Genomic DNA, 15,930 nt, shown 5'->3' with positions numbered 1-15,930 from the left:
TCAACGATTTGCCAACCTAAATTTTCGTCCCCTAAAAACTTCAAGAAGCTTTCTCAATTGTTGGATAAATCACATCATACCGCAAAGCTTGAGCAGCAAATGCCAAAGCTGCTTTAATTCCTTCATCGCTAAGTCGCGGATGCGCTTCGAGTATTTGCTGAGGTGTTTCACCCGCAGCAAGTTTTTCGAGAATTAATTCAACTGTAATACGAGTTCCTGAAATGACAGGTTTGCCCATCATGATTTTTGGATCGGATACAATTTTCTGCATGAATTAAAATTATTTAGATAGATGATTAATATATATAACGCGATATAAGGACGCAGTGGCAAGGGAGAAACAATAATGGCACAGGAACCCGTTTTTGAAGAAAGCAGTGGTAACGTATTCGCTGATCTCGGTTTAGAGGATGCTTCGGAACTTTTTATCGGGGCAACATAGGTATTCAGGTACTGCGCCTCCTTTCTCAACGCAACCTGAAACAGCGCGAAATCAGCGACTCATTGCAAAAATCTGTTCAGCCGTTAAGGGAATGTTCGGAAAGAATCTAGAATCAATTGGTTGCAAGAAAATCCACTTCTGTTGGCATAGATACCACCAGAATTACGATCGCAGGAGTCTAACTTAGAAGTTAGCGATCGCTTGCGCCAATTATCTACTGCATTAAAAATCTCCATTAAGTACCATAACACAAGGTGCGCTTATTCATTCTAATTTATACAGGTAACTGTTGTGCGACAAGATAAAGCAGGTATTCAGAATTTGTCCGTTGAGGAAAAAGAAGGTTGTCAAATATGTGAGTAAAAATATTGGTGTACAGGTGGGTTGTCCTCTCGCAATATTTAAGGCTAAAAATTTATTGTTCGCAGGTTGCTACTGATATTCTTTTCTGGTACTCTAAAAGCTGCATATTTCCACTCATTACCTTCTAAATATTCAATTTTAAATTCTCCTTTAGTTAACAAACTCATATTTTGAAGTTGGACTATAGCATTTTCTCCTAATAGAACACATTCCTCTTTATTGGTATTAGTTTCGTTGGGTGTGGTATTTATTTGATTAATAACTTTGCGCTGTAATTCTTGATATTGTTGCTCTGTTATTAGTTTAGAATCATACAGCTTTTTTATATCTCTCAATTGGGTTTCTATATCTGAGCCACCTTTATTTTGGACATTATCTATTTTACAAGAATCTGGCTTAAAAGCAATTTTTCTGACGGGATGATCCCACCATTTAGAAACCTGAGTTAACCAATTAGTCGTCCTTGTTGTATGTACTACTTTTACTTGGCGATCGCTTATTTCTAAACGAACCCAATCGGTTGATCTTTTTTGGATCAAACCAGCAAATCCCCAAGACAAGACACTTCCTACTGAAACACCAGAATCTGCTAGACGAAGCTTAATAACTCTAGGTTCTATAGCTTGTGCTATTTTGATTTGCTCTGCAGCTATAGAGCTAATATTTTCACCAAAAAAATCAGTATTTTTTTCTGCCGCACTGGAAGGTTTAACTACTGTAGAACTTACAAGTAATACTGCTGCTATCAAAATCCTAACTTGATTGTTCATCAGTTTATTTCGTATTTTGTTATGCTGAGATGCGTATAAACTAATAGATTATAGTAATTAATTTGAGCTTGTCAAGAGGCTGTATTTATTTTCGGTCTGACGATAATAAAAAATGCGATCAAAGTAAAAACTAACATTTGCCAAGTCACCAAATTCCAGCCACCAAGATTCCAGCATAATAAACCAATGCTAGTACCTATAGAACCGCCGATAAAATAGGTAGTCATGTAAACTGTATTGATGCGACTATTCGATTGAGCGTCAAGAGTGTATATCCTTGCAACATTGGTGACTTGGGTTGCCTGTACACCTACATCTAGTAACAATACAGCAACAGCGATCGCCAGTGCAGAATTAGCAGCAATTTTAGCAATTACTAAACTTGCAATCACCATCGATACAGCAATAGTCAAAGAACGTTGGGAGTTACCTCGATCGGCTAGTTTACCAAAAACTGGTGCCATTAATGCACCTGCGATCGCCACAAAGCCATACATCCCAATTGTGTCAGATTGAAAATTAAAAGGCGCTCCACTTAAATGGAAAGTTAGCGTTGTCCAAAATGAGCAAAATACACCAAACAATAACCCACTAATTAAAGATGCTTCTCTTAATAATGAAAATCGGTTTAATTGCTGAAGTGTTGATTTTAATAATTCCAAATAATAACCATTAAATTCATTTTTTACATTCGGTAAATATATTTTTAGTAAAACAATAACAATTAAAATCATTACTGCTGAAAATCCATATACATAACGCCAACTCAACCATTCAGCAATATATCCACTAAAAACCCTTGCTCCTAAAACTCCAATCAATATACCAGTAAAAATGTTGCCTACTGTTTGACCTGTAGTTACTCTATCTATACTTGCTGCTAAAGGAAGAATAATCTGAGCGGAGACTGTCGCAATCCCAATTGCTACGCTCAATATCCAAACTTGGACGATATTTTGTGAAAATGCCATGAATATCAACAAACAGAACAAACATATCAGTAAGCAAAGAATTAATTTTTTCTTGTTGATTTTATCGCCCAAGGGGATTAAAAAGAAAAGTCCAAGACCGTAACCGACTTGGGTAAGCACAGAGATGCTACCCGCTTCGCCTTCAGTGACTCCAAAAGATGATGCAATATTTTTGAGGATTGGCTGATTATAATAAACGTTAGCAACACAGACACCAGCTGCGATCGCCATAATCAGTACTTGGACTTTAGTTAATCCGTTACTTGAGATTTGTTTTTCCATTTAACCTAAAATTTATACAGGAAAAAACTGGTTTACAGTACAGCTAAAACCAGACAATAAAGGAGAAATTATCATATCACTACTAAATAGGGTCTCTACCAATGTTTACTCTCAACACTAACGTCTACTGATTTTCTCTCGCTCAGATTTAATATTTAGACAGTTATCGGTATACTAAGCTAAACCACATCTAATTTGCAGATCCAAAATTTATATAACTCCTGTGGGGTAGGCAACATGAGCGCCCTAATTATGCAAGGTTATTTGTGGAACAGCTTAGATTTTCTGATATCATCAACTATTAGTTCTGAATCCGATCGCTATTAGACAAGCTTTGCTAGTTGTTCCCTTGTTACATTCTTTTTCAAATTTGTTCTGTAAAAACTAAGTTTGTAACACTGAAAACCATCGCCAACGCTGAAAAAATTAGGGATCAATCAATACAAGTTTGCGAACTTGAGAATTGTTTCCTTGAGAGCGGCGTGATGAAACAGCAGTTAGCAAAAACTTCCAAGACTGAGGAGAAAGTATAGACAGATCGATCATTGAAAGAAAACTCTTGATATTTTTTTGCTTTAGTGCTACTAAAATCCAATGAAGTGTTAGGTAATTTTTGATATCTTGAAAGACGGGAATCTTTGAGCGATGTTGGTCATTTACCAAGGCGTAAATTTTCTCCTTCATCAAAATATTTGTTGACAACCGCCGAGACAAAGAAAACTTTTGATTATACGCACCCGGCCAGATAGTCCGGTAAGCAAGACACTGATTGAAGAAAATCGCATCGCCAAACTGGGCAATCCGAATCCAGGAATCGATGTCATCACAGTTAGCATCGAGTGTGGAGTCCCAACCACCAGTTTGCAGAAAAGCATCACGCCGACAAGCTACTTGTACGGGTGTGCCAAAGGGCAGAAGCTCTAAAAGCATACCATAGTGAATATCGGCTTGTGGGACATAAAAAGCTAAACCTGGGCCAACTTGGGGGGTGCGAGAGAGTTCGACTTCATTGCCATCCACCTGAGCCGCCACACAAGAGCAGATTACAGCATCGGGACGAAGTGCGATCGCCTTTGCCATCTCTTCTATGCAGTTGGGCGCTAAATAGTCATCATCATCTAAAAACTTAATCCAGTCGCCGCTAGCTTTAGCAACTCCAGCATTTACCGTTGCGGCATGACCTTGATTCACCTCGTTACGATGGTAAACAACCTTGTCCCCTAAGCTTTGGATATATACTTGGGTGTCATCAGATGAACAGTCATCAGCAACAACCACCTCACACTCCATTGTTTGGTTACGAGCCGAGTCAATTGCTCTTTGCAGCAAATTCAAGCGATTATAGGTACTGATGACGACGCTAAATTTCATAAAATTCCCCCTGTGGTACAGCATTCTGCAATATAACTTTGATCTCTAGGCTGTCGGATCAGTAAAATTATCAATCCCAACAAGTAGACTGAAATAGGATTATCGATTTATCATTGATGATTGGGAGTTTTTTTAAGCAGACAGAAAGACTATGAATGCTCAAGAGATTATCCGCTCCATTGAAGCGGAACACATAAAATCGAATTTGCCCGACATTTATGTGGGCGACACCGTAAAAGTGGGAGTGAAAATCAAGGAAGGCGAAAAATATCGCGTACAACCCTACGAGGGAGTAGTGATTGCCATGCGTAATGGCGGCATCAACGAAACTATTACAGTCCGTAAGGTTTTCCAAGGCGTAGGCGTTGAGCGGGTATTTCTGTTGCATTCTCCCCGGATTGACAGCATCAAAGTATTACGTCGTGGTAAAGTCCGCCGTGCTAAACTTTATTATCTCCGCGATCGCGTAGGTAAGGCAACCCGAATCAAGCAACGGTTTGACCGCCCTTTGTGATTCGTCCTTCAATCATTATGGGAGAAATCTCAAGCCGAAAGCGGCATCTGCCGCTAACTTGTTTTTCCAACAAAATTGAGGTATGATATAAATCGCATATTGCGTTAAACTAAAATCTAGTTCAGCGCAATGAGTGAATCAAAAACAGCTTGTGCGCTCTTAGTTCAGTTGGTAGAACGCAGGTCTCCAAAACCTGATGTCGGGGGTTCAAGTCCTCCAGGGCGCGCTCAAGAGCAAAAAACAAAGCCCGAAATAATTATGCAGCTGCTAACATAGCAGTTAGCGTTAATAATTTCGGGCAAACTCATTGTATTTGCAGTTGTTTTGCTTTCAGTAGTGAAACAGAGTCGAAACTGCAAACCGGGATAAAGGAATTTTAGATTTGAGGTTTTGGATTAAGAAGAAATTTAAAATCGACAAACCAAAATCTGAAATCAACCACCTTTGCCTTAAGGTATGGGTTAAATCCGAAATCCGAAATCCAAAATTGAGTGATAAATGGGGGATAAACGGTCGTGGCCAAAAAAAGTGAAGCAGAATTGCCAGAAACTACTGGGTTTAGCTTTAACAACTTCATACAGGGAATCAAAGAAGAACTTGAAAAAGTAGTTTGGCCTAGTCGCAAACAAATAGTGAGCGAATCTGCTGCTGTGTTGTTAATGGTGGCACTGTCCGCATCTTTGATATACTTGGTCGATGGATTGTTTCGTTGGGCAGCAAAACAGGTGTTCTAATGAGTTTTGCAACAGATGAACCACGCAACTCAATGTTGCAGTCAGAGGAAACATCAGAAACTGCAGAAGCAGCGTCAAAAGAAGCACGCTGGTATGCAGTGCAAGTAGCCTCCGGCTGTGAGAAGCGTGTAAAGACTAACTTAGAGCAACGCATTCAAACTTTTGATGTAGCTGACAAAATTATCCAGGTAGAAATTCCGCACACGCCGGCGGTGAAAATCCGCAAAGATGGCAGTCGCCAGCATACAGACGAAAAAGTTTTCCCTGGCTATGTGCTGGTGCGGATGATGATGGATGATGATACCTGGCAGGTGGTAAGAAACACCTCCCATGTAATTAATTTTGTGGGTTCAGAACAAAAACGTGGTAGCAGTAAGGGTCGTGGTCATGTCAACCCCATACCACTGAGTTCTTCAGAAGTTGAACGTATATTCAAACAAACCAGCGAACAAGAGCCGGTTCTTAAAATTGACATGGCTACTGGTGATAAGATAATGGTGCTTTCTGGTCCATTTAAAGACTTTGAAGGCGAGGTAATTGAAGTCTCTCCAGAACGGAGTAAGCTCAAAGCCTTGCTCTCAATTTTCGGCAGGGATACACCAGTAGAATTGGAATTTAATCAGGTAGAGAAACAGAGCTAAATACAAATGGCGAAGAAAGTAGTGGCGGTCATTAAACTGGCCCTGAATGCTGGAAAAGCCAACCCAGCACCGCCAGTGGGTCCCGCGTTGGGTCAACACGGCGTTAACATCATGATGTTCTGCAAAGAGTACAATGCCAAAACAGCCGATCAAGCTGGAATGGTAATACCTGTAGAAATTTCGGTTTTTGAAGACCGGAGTTTTACGTTTGTACTCAAAACGCCACCAGCATCAGTGCTGATTCGGAAGGCAGCGAAAGTAGAAAAAGGCTCCAATGAACCCAACAAAAAGAAGGTTGGGTCAATTACCAAAGTACAATTGCAAGAAATAGCCCAAACGAAACTCCCCGATCTTAATGCCAACGACATCGACGCGGCAATGAAGATTGTGGCAGGAACGGCTAAAAATATGGGCATCACAGTCACGGATTAGTCATTGGTCACTTGTACTGAGCGTAGTCGTTGGCGCAGCCTCTCGTAGAGAAGTATTGGTCATTAGCAAAAAACTAGCAAATGACAAAGGACAAATGACAAAGGACTCATAATTAAAAATTATCGGGGGAGAGGCGAAGCTTCGGAATTACCCCAGGAGAACAAATGCCAAAAATATCACGTCGTTTGCAGGGACTGCAAGCAAAAGTAGAAGATAAGGACTATCATCCTTTAGAGGCTTTAGCCCTTCTTAAAGACACAGCGACAGCTAAATTTTCTGAAGCTGCTGAAGCGCATATCCGGTTGGGAATTGACCCCAAGTATACAGACCAACAGTTGCGGACAACGGTAGCACTGCCCAAAGGTACAGGACAAATCGTGCGGGTGGCGGTGATAGCCAGAGGCGAAAAGGTCAACGAAGCCAGCAACGCTGGTGCTGATATAGTCGGGTCAGAAGAACTGATTGACGAAATCCAAAAAGGTAGAATGGATTTTGACAAGCTGATTGCCACACCCGATGTGATGCCACAGGTGGCAAAGCTGGGTAAATTGCTTGGGCCGCGTGGTTTGATGCCATCGCCCAAGGGTGGAACCGTGACATTTGATTTAGCAGGTGCGATCGCAGAATTCAAAGCTGGTAAATTAGAATTCCGAGCTGATCGAACTGGTATTGTTCATGTTATGTTTGGTAAGGCAACTTTCTCGCCTGAAGATTTGTTAGTCAACCTGAAGGCATTGCAAGAGACCATTGACCGTAACCGTCCTTCAGGAGCTAAAGGTCGTTATTGGCGCACATTTTATGTGGCAGCCACTATGGGGCCATCAATTAAAGTTGATATCAGCGCCCTACGAGATTTGAAACTGAGCGGAGCAGCGTAAAAGGTACTGGTGACTAGGGATTGGTGACTGGGGACTGTGGGTAATACCACATCTTCACTATCTAATACCCAGTACCCAATACCCAATCACCAGTACCTAATTAAATAGGCAAAGCCGGAGACAGCAGGTGCTAATAGTTTAAATATCCTGCCGAGGTTAAAACTCTAATTGTCAAAATCATCATGCGTAAAGGTGTGATAACTATGGCATCACGAGTCTTACTACTCAACCCCGGCTATATTAGCTGGGGTTTGTTGTTTGGGTTCAGGTTTAGAAAAAACGTACAAGTAGGGCACTTCACCGATTATTTTAAGGAGGTGAGATTGAAATGGGTAGAACACTAGAAAATAAAAAAGAGATAGTAGCTGACCTCAAAGAAACTTTGAGTGAGTCAACTCTGGCACTGGTAATTGACTATCAGGGGCTAACAGTTTCGGAAATCACAGACTTACGGCGGCGGCTGCGTCCCAGTGGCACCGTTTGTAAGGTGACGAAGAATACTCTGATGGGCATTGCCATTAAAGATGATGAAAAATGGCAACCTTTGTCAGAATTGCTCAACGGTTCTTCCGCCTTTTTGCTGGTAAAAGAAGATTTTTCATCGGCAATTAAGGCATACCAAGAATTCCAAAAAGTCACCAAGAAGACTGAACTTCGTGGTGGTGTACTGGAAGGTCGCCTACTCAAAGAACCTGATGTCAAGATACTAGGAGACTTGCCATCTAAGGAACAACTGATAGCCCAAATTGCTGGAGCTATCAATGCCTTGGCTACCAAGATTGCTGTGGGTATCAACGAAGTTCCTGGTTCACTGGCTCGTGCTTTGCAGGCTGTGGCCGACCAAGAGCAAAGTGGTGGTAGCACTGAAACTGCTGCTGTTGAAGATAGCAGTACCGAAACCACTGCTGAAGCTGATAGCAGCACCGAAACTGCTGCTGAATAGACTTCGCAACTCATCAGTCAAGAGTCAAAAGTCTATAGTTAAAGACTAATGACCGATGACTAATAAATAATCAAAATTACAGGAGTTATATCAATGTCTGCTGCAACCGATAACATTTTAGAACAACTAAAAACCCTCTCTTTGCTGGAAGCTTCTGAGTTAGTCAAGCAAATTGAAGAAGCTTTTGGCGTCAGTGCTGCTGCACCTGTTGGTGTAGCATTCGCAGGCCCAGGTCCTGCTGCTGCTGTTGAGGAAGTTGTTGAGCAAACCGAGTTTGAAGTGATTCTCGAATCAGTACCAGCTGATAAGAAGATTGCCGTGCTGAAGATTGTCCGGGAATTGACCGGTTTGGGTCTGAAAGAAGCTAAAGACTTGGTGGAAGCTGCACCCAAGGCAGTTAAAGAAGGTATTGCTAAGGATGCTGCTGAAGATGCTAAGAAGCGCATCGAAGAAGCTGGCGGTAAGGTGACTGTTAAGTAGTCACAATTACATTAGTAGTTTTTTATTTGCTCTCCACAGAGAGGCTCACATCCCCGACTTCTTCAAGAAGTCGGGGATCTTTTTGTTCGTGACTCCTGCACGAATTGCTATATATGGAAATATTTATTAAGTATTACAACGCTCATTTATAGAAACGTGTATATTTTTTGAGCGATCGCACCAACGCCTAAGATTAAGAAAGTTATAATTCAATAAGGTTCAGTTAAGGATTTTTGGTGCTGATTTTAGACCTGTAGAGACGCGAAATTTCGCGTCTCTACCAAGGGTTTTGGGCTTAACTGAACGGTATTGAGTTCTAATTACGAATTATTTTGAATTTTCTCTCTCACCCATTGCCTAAATACTCTGAGCGTTGGACTTCTACCTAAAGTTTGGCTCTGTTCGACAAAACGAGGAATTGCTTCAAAAATAGGTAAGTTGGGAAAAGTAGGACTAATTTCAGATTCAAGATATTTGCCATCCTGAAGAATATTAATTTGTAGTTTCCCATTTTCATATCGCCAAAGTTCAGGAACTCTTAGCGCTTCGTAAGCATCAAGTTGAGTTTTGGAAGTAACATCAACTTCAATTGCTAAGTCAGGTGGCGGGTCAACCCTCAAGTCTATTCGCTCTTTACCAATCATTTGAGCATGATTTTGAATGTAGAAAGAATCATCAGGCTCTACACCAACAGCCATATCTTCACGTTTGAAAGTGGTTGAGCCAAATGTCTCACAGTCAATTTCTAACTCCTCCAGCAGAATTTTTACCAAATCGCCAATGATGACTTTGGCTTTCTCATGCTTCGGTAATGGCATTTTCATCTCTAAAGTTGCGTGGCTGTAAGCCAATCGAGTGGCTCGATGGTTGCCAAGTTCTTCTAAAATCGCCTCAAATTCTTGCCAGCTAACATCGTGGAGTATTACTCTATGTCCCGGCGGAACACTTAATTGTCTTAATTGAAGTGTTACCATTACTTTCCATTAAAATTTCATGTTGAAGCTTGCAAAAGCCAAGATGTAACTATCTTACCAAGAAATAGTCTTGGTGATATTTACAAAAAAAATTGTTATTTTAGCGAGATTTTAGGGAAAACTATAACTGTTAGAACAAGATTGAGAAATAATTATGGATTTAAATGGATTAATTTGGACTAAAAACGTAAAACCCTTAAATGGTGAAGATTGGGCTTATCAAAACATACCTACCTCTACCATACATCCAGAATTAAAGATTTTTGCCTTGCATTGGAGAAATTTAGAAAATAGAGATGAAAAAGGTGCAAGAGCGCCACAAGAAGCTGAACTGATGATTTTAAGACAACGTAGCAAAGTAACGCACATTATTAAAATGCTGAATAAGCAACTTTATCCTGATAAAAATGCTGGAGATGAATTTAATATTTATCGCCTTGTCCAGGTGATTTGGATGACGGATAATTGGGAGTATCCTCCAGAAAACAACAAAGTATTTGATTGTTCCATTTATTTTCCTCCATTTGGAAAAGCAATAAAATTGGAAAATCTACGAAAGTTCCAAACCCGTTGGGGTAAAGAAGGATTAGCATTTCAACAGCATGTCCAAAACGTATTAAATATTCATTAATAAAAGCCCCGTACATTTAAGTGCGGGGCTTCGAGTTTAAATAAATCCCAAATTACTTGCCGTTACCGTTACCACCATTACCATTACTTTGAATCACACGTTCAGCAAGCTTTTCCGGCACTTCCTGGAGATGGTCATATTCCCAGTGGAAAGAACCGACGCCCAAGGTGAGCGATCGCAGCTCTACAATAAAATTCTGCATCTCTGCTTGCGGCAAGTATGCAGAGACATTATCCCAGCCTTGCCAATCGTTTCTCCCCTCATAACCTAAAATTTGCCCCCGTCTACCACTCACCAGTTGGAGTACTTTGGAGGTAAATTCACTCGGTGTTGTCACCTCCACCCGCAGAATTGGTTCTAACAGCGTAGGTTCCGCTTGGGGTATCCCCGTTTGCATTGCCAATCGGGCAGCTTGCCTAAAGGCTTGTTCGGAACTATCAACGTTGTGATACGAACCATTAGTCAGAGTTACCGCCAAATCCACTATTGGAAAGCCCAAAGGTCCATGTGTCAGAAATTCCCGCACGCCCATTTCTACCCCAGGAATGTACTGTTTGGGAATCACGCCGCCGACAATGGTTTCATTAAAATTAAAGCCTGTACCGCGTGGTAAAGGCTTGATGTCAAGAAATACATCACCAAATTGTCCATGACCACCACTTTGATGCTTGTAGCGTCCATGAACTGAAGCCACCGTTTTGCGGATGGTTTCTTTGTAAGGCACTTGCGGCAAATGAGTTGTCATTGGCAAGTTATACTTGCGGCGCAGTCTGTCTAGGGTAACTTGCAAGTGAATCTCGCCTTGACCCCAAAGAATTACTTCGTGGGTATCGCCATGTTGTTCCCAAGCAAGTGAGGAGTCTTCTTCTAACAACTTGGTAATAGCACTACTGAGTTTAACTTCATCGTTGCGCTTTTCTGGTGTAATGGCGAGGGCATACACAGGTTCCAACTGTACAGCTTTGGGTAATTCCATCGCCAACTGCTGTTCTGTGGAGATTGTATCCCCTGTCTTGATTCCTTCCAAACGGCTCAATGCGACAATTTCACCAGCAAAAACTTCATTAACAAACTGCTGTTGTTGTCCCATGAGGCGATAAATTCCACCAGTGCGAATGCCATTGAGGACAATGCCATCAGTTAATTTGCCCCGCCAAACACGCACTAGAGAGAGTTTGCCACCTTGGGGAGTGTAGAAAGTTTTTAATACCTGCGCTAAAGCTGTATCACCTTTGATGTTTTTTAAACGACGTTCTGCTGTGCTTTCTGGTTCGGGGGCTTCCCGTAATAAGGCTTCTAATAGAGGTCTAACACCATAATCTTGTTCTGCTACACCAAAGAAAACGGGTACAACTAAATCTGCCCCTAATTCCATTTTTAAATCTTTGAGAATTTCCTCTTGGGGTGGTTCGATGTCTTCTAAAAGTTCTTCAAGTAAATGGTCGTCAAAATTTGCTAAGGCTTCGAGCATTTCTGCCCGTGCTGTATGTTCTTCTTCTTTTAAACTTTCGGGGAAGGGAATGGGGTCAGCAGGTGCGCCGGGATGATATTTATATGCCTGTTCGCTCACCATATCAATAAAGCCGGTGAGTTGTTCCCCGTTCATGATGGGATATTGATGCGCTACCAGGGGACGGCTAGATACTGCTTTCAGGGCGTGTAATGTTTCCAGAACGTGAATATTCGCCCGATCCATTTTGTTAACAAAGACGAGGTGGGGAATTTCCCAATCGTCCAGAAATTTAAATAGAGGGGCAAGGGTGAGGACTCGCTCGCGGATGGGTTCGCAAACTACAATTGCTGCATCCACTCCAATTAAAGCATTGTACGTTTCTTGGGCAAATTCTACACTTCCGGGACAGTCAATCAAGGTGAAGCGAATGCCGTTATACTCAGTGCTAGCGGCGCTGACTTCTACACTCATCTGGCGATCGCGCGACTCGGCAGCACTATCTCCTACTGTATTGCTGTCCTTAACATTGCCTTTGCGGGAAATTCCCCCTGTGACAAATAACAAGCTTTCTAGTAAAGTGGTTTTTCCACCTAAATAAGGGCCGACAATTGCAACATTGCGCGAACCCGATTTTACTTTTTCGTTCATAAAACCTCCCTTGCGGTAATTTATTATTAACCGCATGATTCTGTATCTATCAAGGGATAAAAAAATGGTTCTCTGGAGTCAAAATTACCCCTTCTTTAATTTGTTATTATGCTCCTTTTAATCGAAATTTAAAAAAAATGTAGCCTGTCGTAAGATTTAGCTTAAGAAAAGTTAAGGATCACAAACTTTCATGCTGAATAAAAAATTTTTGTAAAAAACTTTTTATGAAGTAAATTTAACTGAAAGTGTTGCGAGTCAGAAAATCAATGGGATTATCATTCTCTAAATATGGTGTAGCAGGGTTAGTAAGTTTAACTTTGTTGGTTGTGAGTATTTCCTCTCCCTCTCTTTCTCTATCTCCTCCTGTGGACTCAAAGCTGGCACAATCTAATGCTAAAACTGCCCTAGACTGGTTAAACCAAGGCTTACAAGCAATTCAGGGGGGAAAGGTACAAGATGCGATCGCCGCCTTTAAACAAGCAGCGAAGTTAGATCCGACATTAGCACCAGCGCACTATAATTTAGGGCTAGCATACCGACAAACAGGACAATTACAACCCTCTGCGGATGCATTTTATCGAGCGACCCAAGCCGATCCTAAATTTGCTCCAGCGTTTGCCAATTTAGGCGGAGCGTTATTAGAAGGCAATAATTTACAGTTAGCTAGCGATTATTTGCAACGAGCCTTAGAACTTGATCCCAAACTCGGATTTGCCCACTATAACTTGGGATTGGTACGAGAACAAGAAGGAGACTGTAAGCGAGCGATCGCATCTTTTAAAAAAGCCATAGAATATAGCAAAAATGCACCAGAACCTCCTTACCATGTAGGGATGTGTTATCTCCAACAAGGCAAAGTCGATCAAGCCAGAGATGCCTTTAATCAGGCAGTAAAAATTAATCCGAAGTATCCAGAAGCTTACTACAATCTCGGTTCAATTTGGTTTAGCCAACACAAATCAAAAGAGGCATTAGAGGCGTTTAGAAAATCAGCCGAAGCTAACTCTAACTATCCCAATGCTTATTATGGTGCGGGGTTAGTTTTTATGCAGTTAAAGCAATATGGAGATGCAGTACAAGTATTACAATTTGCTAGAGATTTATATAATGCTCAGGCTAATCCCCAGTGGGCGAAAAATGCCGAAAAATTGTTGCAACAAGCACAAAATTTAAATTACCAACCTCGCTGAGGCGCAAAAACTTAATATTGCATAACATAAAACTATTGGGTTGACTCGCTGGTGTTGTCTGAACTAGTCACGATTGGAATAAAACGTACATGAAAAAGCGCCTAAAGAGTCGATTTTTATTTAGCGATCGCTGGCTTGATCGGCAATCAATTGTTCGCAACATGGAAGCATTTCAAGACTTAATTGTGATTGTTTTGTGTTTGGGTTTATTCGCCGTCATGCTGATCCAATTGTGGGGCATAGCTATCGCCATCACGCAGCCACTAGACTATAAACATGTGACTGCAAAAATCCTATTTGTGTTGATTTTAGTCGAGTTATTCCGACTATTAATGGTCTATTTGCAAGAACATAGTATCTCTGTGGGAGTAGCAGTTGAAGTAACAATTGTATCTCTACTGCGAGAGGTAGTAGTTCACGGAGCGCTGGAAATTTATTGGGTTAATACGCTGGCAATTTGTGGTTTGTTGTTTGTTCTGGGTGGACTACTGGTGGTATGTGCTAAAACGCCACACATGGATTGTATGAGCCATAACACTAACTTTTGTCCGGTTGTGTATAGAGGAGGTAAGGAACGGCAAAATGAGTTGGAACTACAGTATTCACGTCAATGTGATGAGAATCAACCGCTTGGATAAACTTCTATGAAAATGGGAAGTGGGGAGGGGGAGTCAGGAGTGGGTAAAAAGTATTTTCCTACTCTGCACTCCTTTGCTTAAGGCTGTATCAGCAACTTGGGTGGATCGAAAATCTAAAATGGCATAACCTATTTTTGCAAGGAACTTCCGACGTATTGAAATATACTCTTTTTGGAAGATGAATCGCTCTTTGAGGGTGAGTATAAAGTTAATTAGAAATACTAAAAGAGGTTCAAGCAATGGCTACAAATACAGGTAACGGACAGTCTCAAACAGCGATTAGCGACTTGGAGTATGATTTTGTCACCGTTTTGCACAACAAGGCTGAAGCCGTTAAAGCTTACGATACTTACATCAAAGATGCAGAACAAGTAGGTTCTCAGCCTTGTGTAGAGTTGTTCCAAAAATTGCGGCAATCTGATATTGAACACGCACAAGAGATTCGCCAACATCTACAACAAGTGCTGCAACACGGTAAGATGTAACCCAAGTTTTAAGTGCGTAGACATCGCTTCTTTTATATCTAGTTTCACTAAACCAAAAGCGATGTCTACGACGTGCTACGCCTAGGCACTTGCTGATTAAATTTAGACGCAAGCAGCGCTCACTATCAGCTAGACTGATTCTCGGCTGCTTGCTGTACTTGCGCCACTGTTAAATCGAGAGCCACCGCCACTTGTTCCACACTCAACCCCAATGCCAACAACCTGGGAATAGCTTCTAACTTAGCTTCCTGGCGACCTTCCTGGCGACCTTCCTGGCGACCTTCTTCTAAGCCGTCTTCCTTGATTGATTGATACATTCTTGTTTTCTTGAATTCGTCGTCTATACCCAACATTTCTGCTAACTCCTCTCGGCTTAACCGGGTAAATTTGTACAACAGAATAGTCTCTATCAATTCTACAATTTGCTTGGTGGTTGTTTCATCTATCAGTTCTTGCCTTGCTTGTAAAATCAATTCCCTACCTTTGTCAATGGCTGTCTCTTCCCTTTCGATAATTAATTTAACGATCGCAACTTGTAGTGAGTTATCCCCCGTATCTAATTCATCTAGATAAATGCGTTGCACTTGTGAACTGTCTAGCAGCAACTGATATGGTAGGCGATCGCTTGGATCTAAACTCCTTTGGGGATAGATAACCACAGCACGCCAAAAATTGACTGATTGGTTTTGACGAAAGTAAGTGAAGATTTCAGCAAAGAAGCGTCTATAAAAAGTTGAGTCTAATTGAAACTGGACTTCAACAAAGTAAAGTGGCTGGTTTGTAGTTTCACTTCTGGGGATGAATACCCCATCAATCCTAAAAGCATTTTCTTTTACTTCAACTGAAACAAATTTGTAGGCGTTGGCATTAACAGTATTATCGCCAACTATTGCAAAAAATATGCTAGGAAAAGCTTGAAATAAGCTATAAAATATTTTGTCAGTTTTCACCTGGATTTATTGACATCCTCACCGGACTGAAGCCACGGTGATTCTGGAGTAATGAGTAATGAGTAATGAGTAATGAGTAATGAGTAATGAGTAATGAGTAATGAGTAATGAGTAATGAGTAATGAGTAATGAGTAATGAG

At 41.2% G+C, this 15,930-nt stretch carries 19 protein-coding genes, 1 tRNA gene, 1 pseudogene and 1 other annotated feature; of the genes and pseudogenes, 13 read left to right on the top strand and 8 right to left on the bottom strand.

Annotated features, from left to right (window positions below; translation table 11 throughout):
• Positions 1 to 40: 40 nt before the first annotated feature.
• A complete protein-coding gene (locus V7K50_RS28975) occupies positions 41 to 271 on the bottom strand; it encodes a DUF433 domain-containing protein (protein WP_334966201.1) in 231 nt (76 codons plus the stop codon).
• A 75-nt stretch (positions 272 to 346) separates the two neighbouring features.
• On the opposite strand from V7K50_RS28975, the pseudogene V7K50_RS28970 reads away from it, so the two are divergent.
• Positions 347 to 507, top strand: a pseudogene (locus V7K50_RS28970) (XRE family transcriptional regulator); the annotation flags it as partial.
• 18 nt (positions 508 to 525) lie between these two features.
• Here V7K50_RS28970 and V7K50_RS28965 read toward each other — a convergent pair.
• The 4 genes from V7K50_RS28965 to V7K50_RS28950 all read right to left on the bottom strand — a co-directional run bounded on the left by V7K50_RS28965 (position 526) and on the right by V7K50_RS28950 (position 4,199).
• Positions 526 to 693 (bottom strand): hypothetical protein, encoded by a 168-nt coding sequence (locus V7K50_RS28965; RefSeq protein WP_334966614.1) that lies wholly within the window; start codon positions 691 to 693, stop codon positions 526 to 528.
• A 156-nt stretch (positions 694 to 849) separates the two neighbouring features.
• Positions 850 to 1,575, bottom strand: a complete 726-nt coding sequence (locus V7K50_RS28960; protein WP_334966199.1) for a hypothetical protein — start codon at positions 1,573 to 1,575, stop codon at positions 850 to 852.
• Positions 1,576 to 1,646: 71 nt separating this feature from the next.
• Complete coding sequence (locus tag V7K50_RS28955) at positions 1,647 to 2,828, bottom strand: MFS transporter (protein WP_334966197.1); 1,182 nt, start codon at positions 2,826 to 2,828, stop codon at positions 1,647 to 1,649.
• Positions 2,829 to 3,254: 426 nt separating this feature from the next.
• Positions 3,255 to 4,199, bottom strand: a complete 945-nt coding sequence (locus V7K50_RS28950; protein ID WP_334966195.1) for a glycosyltransferase family 2 protein — start codon at positions 4,197 to 4,199, stop codon at positions 3,255 to 3,257.
• A gap of 151 nt (positions 4,200 to 4,350) precedes the next feature.
• On the opposite strand from V7K50_RS28950, the gene rplS reads away from it, so the two are divergent.
• The 8 genes from rplS (at position 4,351) to rplL (ending at position 8,821) form a co-directional block, all read left to right on the top strand.
• Positions 4,351 to 4,713 carry a 50S ribosomal protein L19 gene (gene rplS / locus V7K50_RS28945; protein WP_229546546.1) on the top strand — a complete coding sequence of 121 codons (363 nt, stop codon included), beginning with the start codon at positions 4,351 to 4,353 and terminating at the stop codon, positions 4,711 to 4,713.
• 153 nt (positions 4,714 to 4,866) lie between these two features.
• Positions 4,867 to 4,939: transfer RNA gene (locus tag V7K50_RS28940), tRNA-Trp, on the top strand.
• Positions 4,940 to 5,228: 289 nt separating this feature from the next.
• Positions 5,229 to 5,447 (top strand): preprotein translocase subunit SecE, encoded by a 219-nt coding sequence (gene secE / locus V7K50_RS28935; protein WP_334799958.1) that lies wholly within the window; start codon positions 5,229 to 5,231, stop codon positions 5,445 to 5,447.
• Positions 5,447 to 6,088: a transcription termination/antitermination protein NusG gene (nusG, locus tag V7K50_RS28930; protein WP_334966193.1), complete on the top strand. Its 642-nt coding sequence runs from the start codon at positions 5,447 to 5,449 to the stop codon at positions 6,086 to 6,088. Before secE ends, nusG begins: the two co-directional genes overlap by 1 nt.
• A 6-nt stretch (positions 6,089 to 6,094) precedes the next feature.
• A complete protein-coding gene (rplK, locus tag V7K50_RS28925; protein ID WP_334799956.1) occupies positions 6,095 to 6,520 on the top strand; it encodes a 50S ribosomal protein L11 in 426 nt (141 codons plus the stop codon).
• Positions 6,521 to 6,684: 164 nt separating this feature from the next.
• Entirely contained in the window at positions 6,685 to 7,398 is a 714-nt protein-coding gene (gene rplA, locus V7K50_RS28920) for a 50S ribosomal protein L1 (RefSeq protein ID WP_334966191.1), read from the top strand.
• 96 nt (positions 7,399 to 7,494) lie between these two features.
• Positions 7,495 to 7,663 (top strand) — a sequence feature (ribosomal protein L10 leader region).
• A 63-nt stretch (positions 7,664 to 7,726) separates the two neighbouring features.
• Positions 7,727 to 8,341, top strand: a complete 615-nt coding sequence (gene rplJ, locus V7K50_RS28915; protein ID WP_334966189.1) for a 50S ribosomal protein L10 — start codon at positions 7,727 to 7,729, stop codon at positions 8,339 to 8,341.
• A 93-nt stretch (positions 8,342 to 8,434) separates the two neighbouring features.
• Complete coding sequence (rplL, locus tag V7K50_RS28910) at positions 8,435 to 8,821, top strand: 50S ribosomal protein L7/L12 (RefSeq protein ID WP_292743931.1); 387 nt, start codon at positions 8,435 to 8,437, stop codon at positions 8,819 to 8,821.
• Positions 8,822 to 9,141: 320 nt separating this feature from the next.
• Here rplL and V7K50_RS28905 read toward each other — a convergent pair whose 3' ends face one another.
• The gene (locus V7K50_RS28905) at positions 9,142 to 9,795 is read right to left on the bottom strand and encodes a Uma2 family endonuclease (protein ID WP_334966187.1); all 654 of its coding nucleotides are present in this window, start codon (positions 9,793 to 9,795) and stop codon (positions 9,142 to 9,144) included.
• Positions 9,796 to 9,949: 154 nt separating this feature from the next.
• Between V7K50_RS28905 and V7K50_RS28900 the strand changes: the two genes are divergently transcribed.
• Positions 9,950 to 10,426: a hypothetical protein gene (locus V7K50_RS28900; RefSeq protein ID WP_334966185.1), complete on the top strand. Its 477-nt coding sequence runs from the start codon at positions 9,950 to 9,952 to the stop codon at positions 10,424 to 10,426.
• Between the two features lie 52 nt (positions 10,427 to 10,478).
• Here the strand turns inward: V7K50_RS28900 and V7K50_RS28895 are convergent, their stop codons facing one another.
• Positions 10,479 to 12,527: an elongation factor G gene (locus V7K50_RS28895; RefSeq protein WP_334966184.1), complete on the bottom strand. Its 2,049-nt coding sequence runs from the start codon at positions 12,525 to 12,527 to the stop codon at positions 10,479 to 10,481.
• A gap of 266 nt (positions 12,528 to 12,793) precedes the next feature.
• On the opposite strand from V7K50_RS28895, the gene V7K50_RS28890 reads away from it, so the two are divergent.
• From V7K50_RS28890 to V7K50_RS28880, 3 genes are all read left to right on the top strand, one after another.
• Positions 12,794 to 13,717, top strand: a complete 924-nt coding sequence (locus V7K50_RS28890; protein WP_334966182.1) for a tetratricopeptide repeat protein — start codon at positions 12,794 to 12,796, stop codon at positions 13,715 to 13,717.
• 89 nt (positions 13,718 to 13,806) lie between these two features.
• A complete protein-coding gene (locus V7K50_RS28885) occupies positions 13,807 to 14,355 on the top strand; it encodes a phosphate-starvation-inducible PsiE family protein (protein ID WP_334966180.1) in 549 nt (182 codons plus the stop codon).
• A gap of 239 nt (positions 14,356 to 14,594) precedes the next feature.
• The gene (locus V7K50_RS28880) at positions 14,595 to 14,840 is read left to right on the top strand and encodes a hypothetical protein (protein ID WP_190960961.1); all 246 of its coding nucleotides are present in this window, start codon (positions 14,595 to 14,597) and stop codon (positions 14,838 to 14,840) included.
• A gap of 125 nt (positions 14,841 to 14,965) precedes the next feature.
• Here V7K50_RS28880 and V7K50_RS28875 read toward each other — a convergent pair whose 3' ends face one another.
• Complete coding sequence (locus V7K50_RS28875) at positions 14,966 to 15,790, bottom strand: Rpn family recombination-promoting nuclease/putative transposase (RefSeq protein WP_334966178.1); 825 nt, start codon at positions 15,788 to 15,790, stop codon at positions 14,966 to 14,968.
• Between the last annotated feature and the right edge of the window lie 140 nt (positions 15,791 to 15,930).

This window comes from Nostoc sp., from assembly GCF_036917135.1.
Lineage (GTDB): Bacteria > Cyanobacteriota > Cyanobacteriia > Cyanobacteriales > Nostocaceae > Nostoc.
The sequence above is the reverse complement of the archived record's forward strand: the minus strand, read 5'-3'. Positions and strand labels throughout refer to the sequence as shown.

Bases quoted from the DNA above. Each gene is read 5' to 3' on its own strand.
- V7K50_RS28975 (WP_334966201.1), bottom strand. From the start codon at position 271: ATGCAGAAAATTGTATCCGATCCAAAAATCATGATGGGCAAACCTGTC.
- V7K50_RS28960 (WP_334966199.1), bottom strand. From the start codon at position 1,575: ATGAACAATCAAGTTAGGATTTTGATAGCAGCAGTATTACTTGTAAGT.
- V7K50_RS28955 (WP_334966197.1), bottom strand. From the start codon at position 2,828: ATGGAAAAACAAATCTCAAGTAACGGATTAACTAAAGTCCAAGTACTG.
- V7K50_RS28950 (WP_334966195.1), bottom strand. From the start codon at position 4,199: ATGAAATTTAGCGTCGTCATCAGTACCTATAATCGCTTGAATTTGCTG.
- rplS (WP_229546546.1), top strand. From the start codon at position 4,351: ATGAATGCTCAAGAGATTATCCGCTCCATTGAAGCGGAACACATAAAA.
- nusG (WP_334966193.1), top strand. From the start codon at position 5,447: ATGAGTTTTGCAACAGATGAACCACGCAACTCAATGTTGCAGTCAGAG.
- rplK (WP_334799956.1), top strand. From the start codon at position 6,095: ATGGCGAAGAAAGTAGTGGCGGTCATTAAACTGGCCCTGAATGCTGGA.
- rplA (WP_334966191.1), top strand. From the start codon at position 6,685: ATGCCAAAAATATCACGTCGTTTGCAGGGACTGCAAGCAAAAGTAGAA.
- rplJ (WP_334966189.1), top strand. From the start codon at position 7,727: ATGGGTAGAACACTAGAAAATAAAAAAGAGATAGTAGCTGACCTCAAA.
- rplL (WP_292743931.1), top strand. From the start codon at position 8,435: ATGTCTGCTGCAACCGATAACATTTTAGAACAACTAAAAACCCTCTCT.
- V7K50_RS28905 (WP_334966187.1), bottom strand. From the start codon at position 9,795: ATGGTAACACTTCAATTAAGACAATTAAGTGTTCCGCCGGGACATAGA.
- V7K50_RS28900 (WP_334966185.1), top strand. From the start codon at position 9,950: ATGGATTTAAATGGATTAATTTGGACTAAAAACGTAAAACCCTTAAAT.
- V7K50_RS28895 (WP_334966184.1), bottom strand. From the start codon at position 12,527: ATGAACGAAAAAGTAAAATCGGGTTCGCGCAATGTTGCAATTGTCGGC.
- V7K50_RS28890 (WP_334966182.1), top strand. From the start codon at position 12,794: ATGGGATTATCATTCTCTAAATATGGTGTAGCAGGGTTAGTAAGTTTA.
- V7K50_RS28885 (WP_334966180.1), top strand. From the start codon at position 13,807: ATGAAAAAGCGCCTAAAGAGTCGATTTTTATTTAGCGATCGCTGGCTT.
- V7K50_RS28880 (WP_190960961.1), top strand. From the start codon at position 14,595: ATGGCTACAAATACAGGTAACGGACAGTCTCAAACAGCGATTAGCGAC.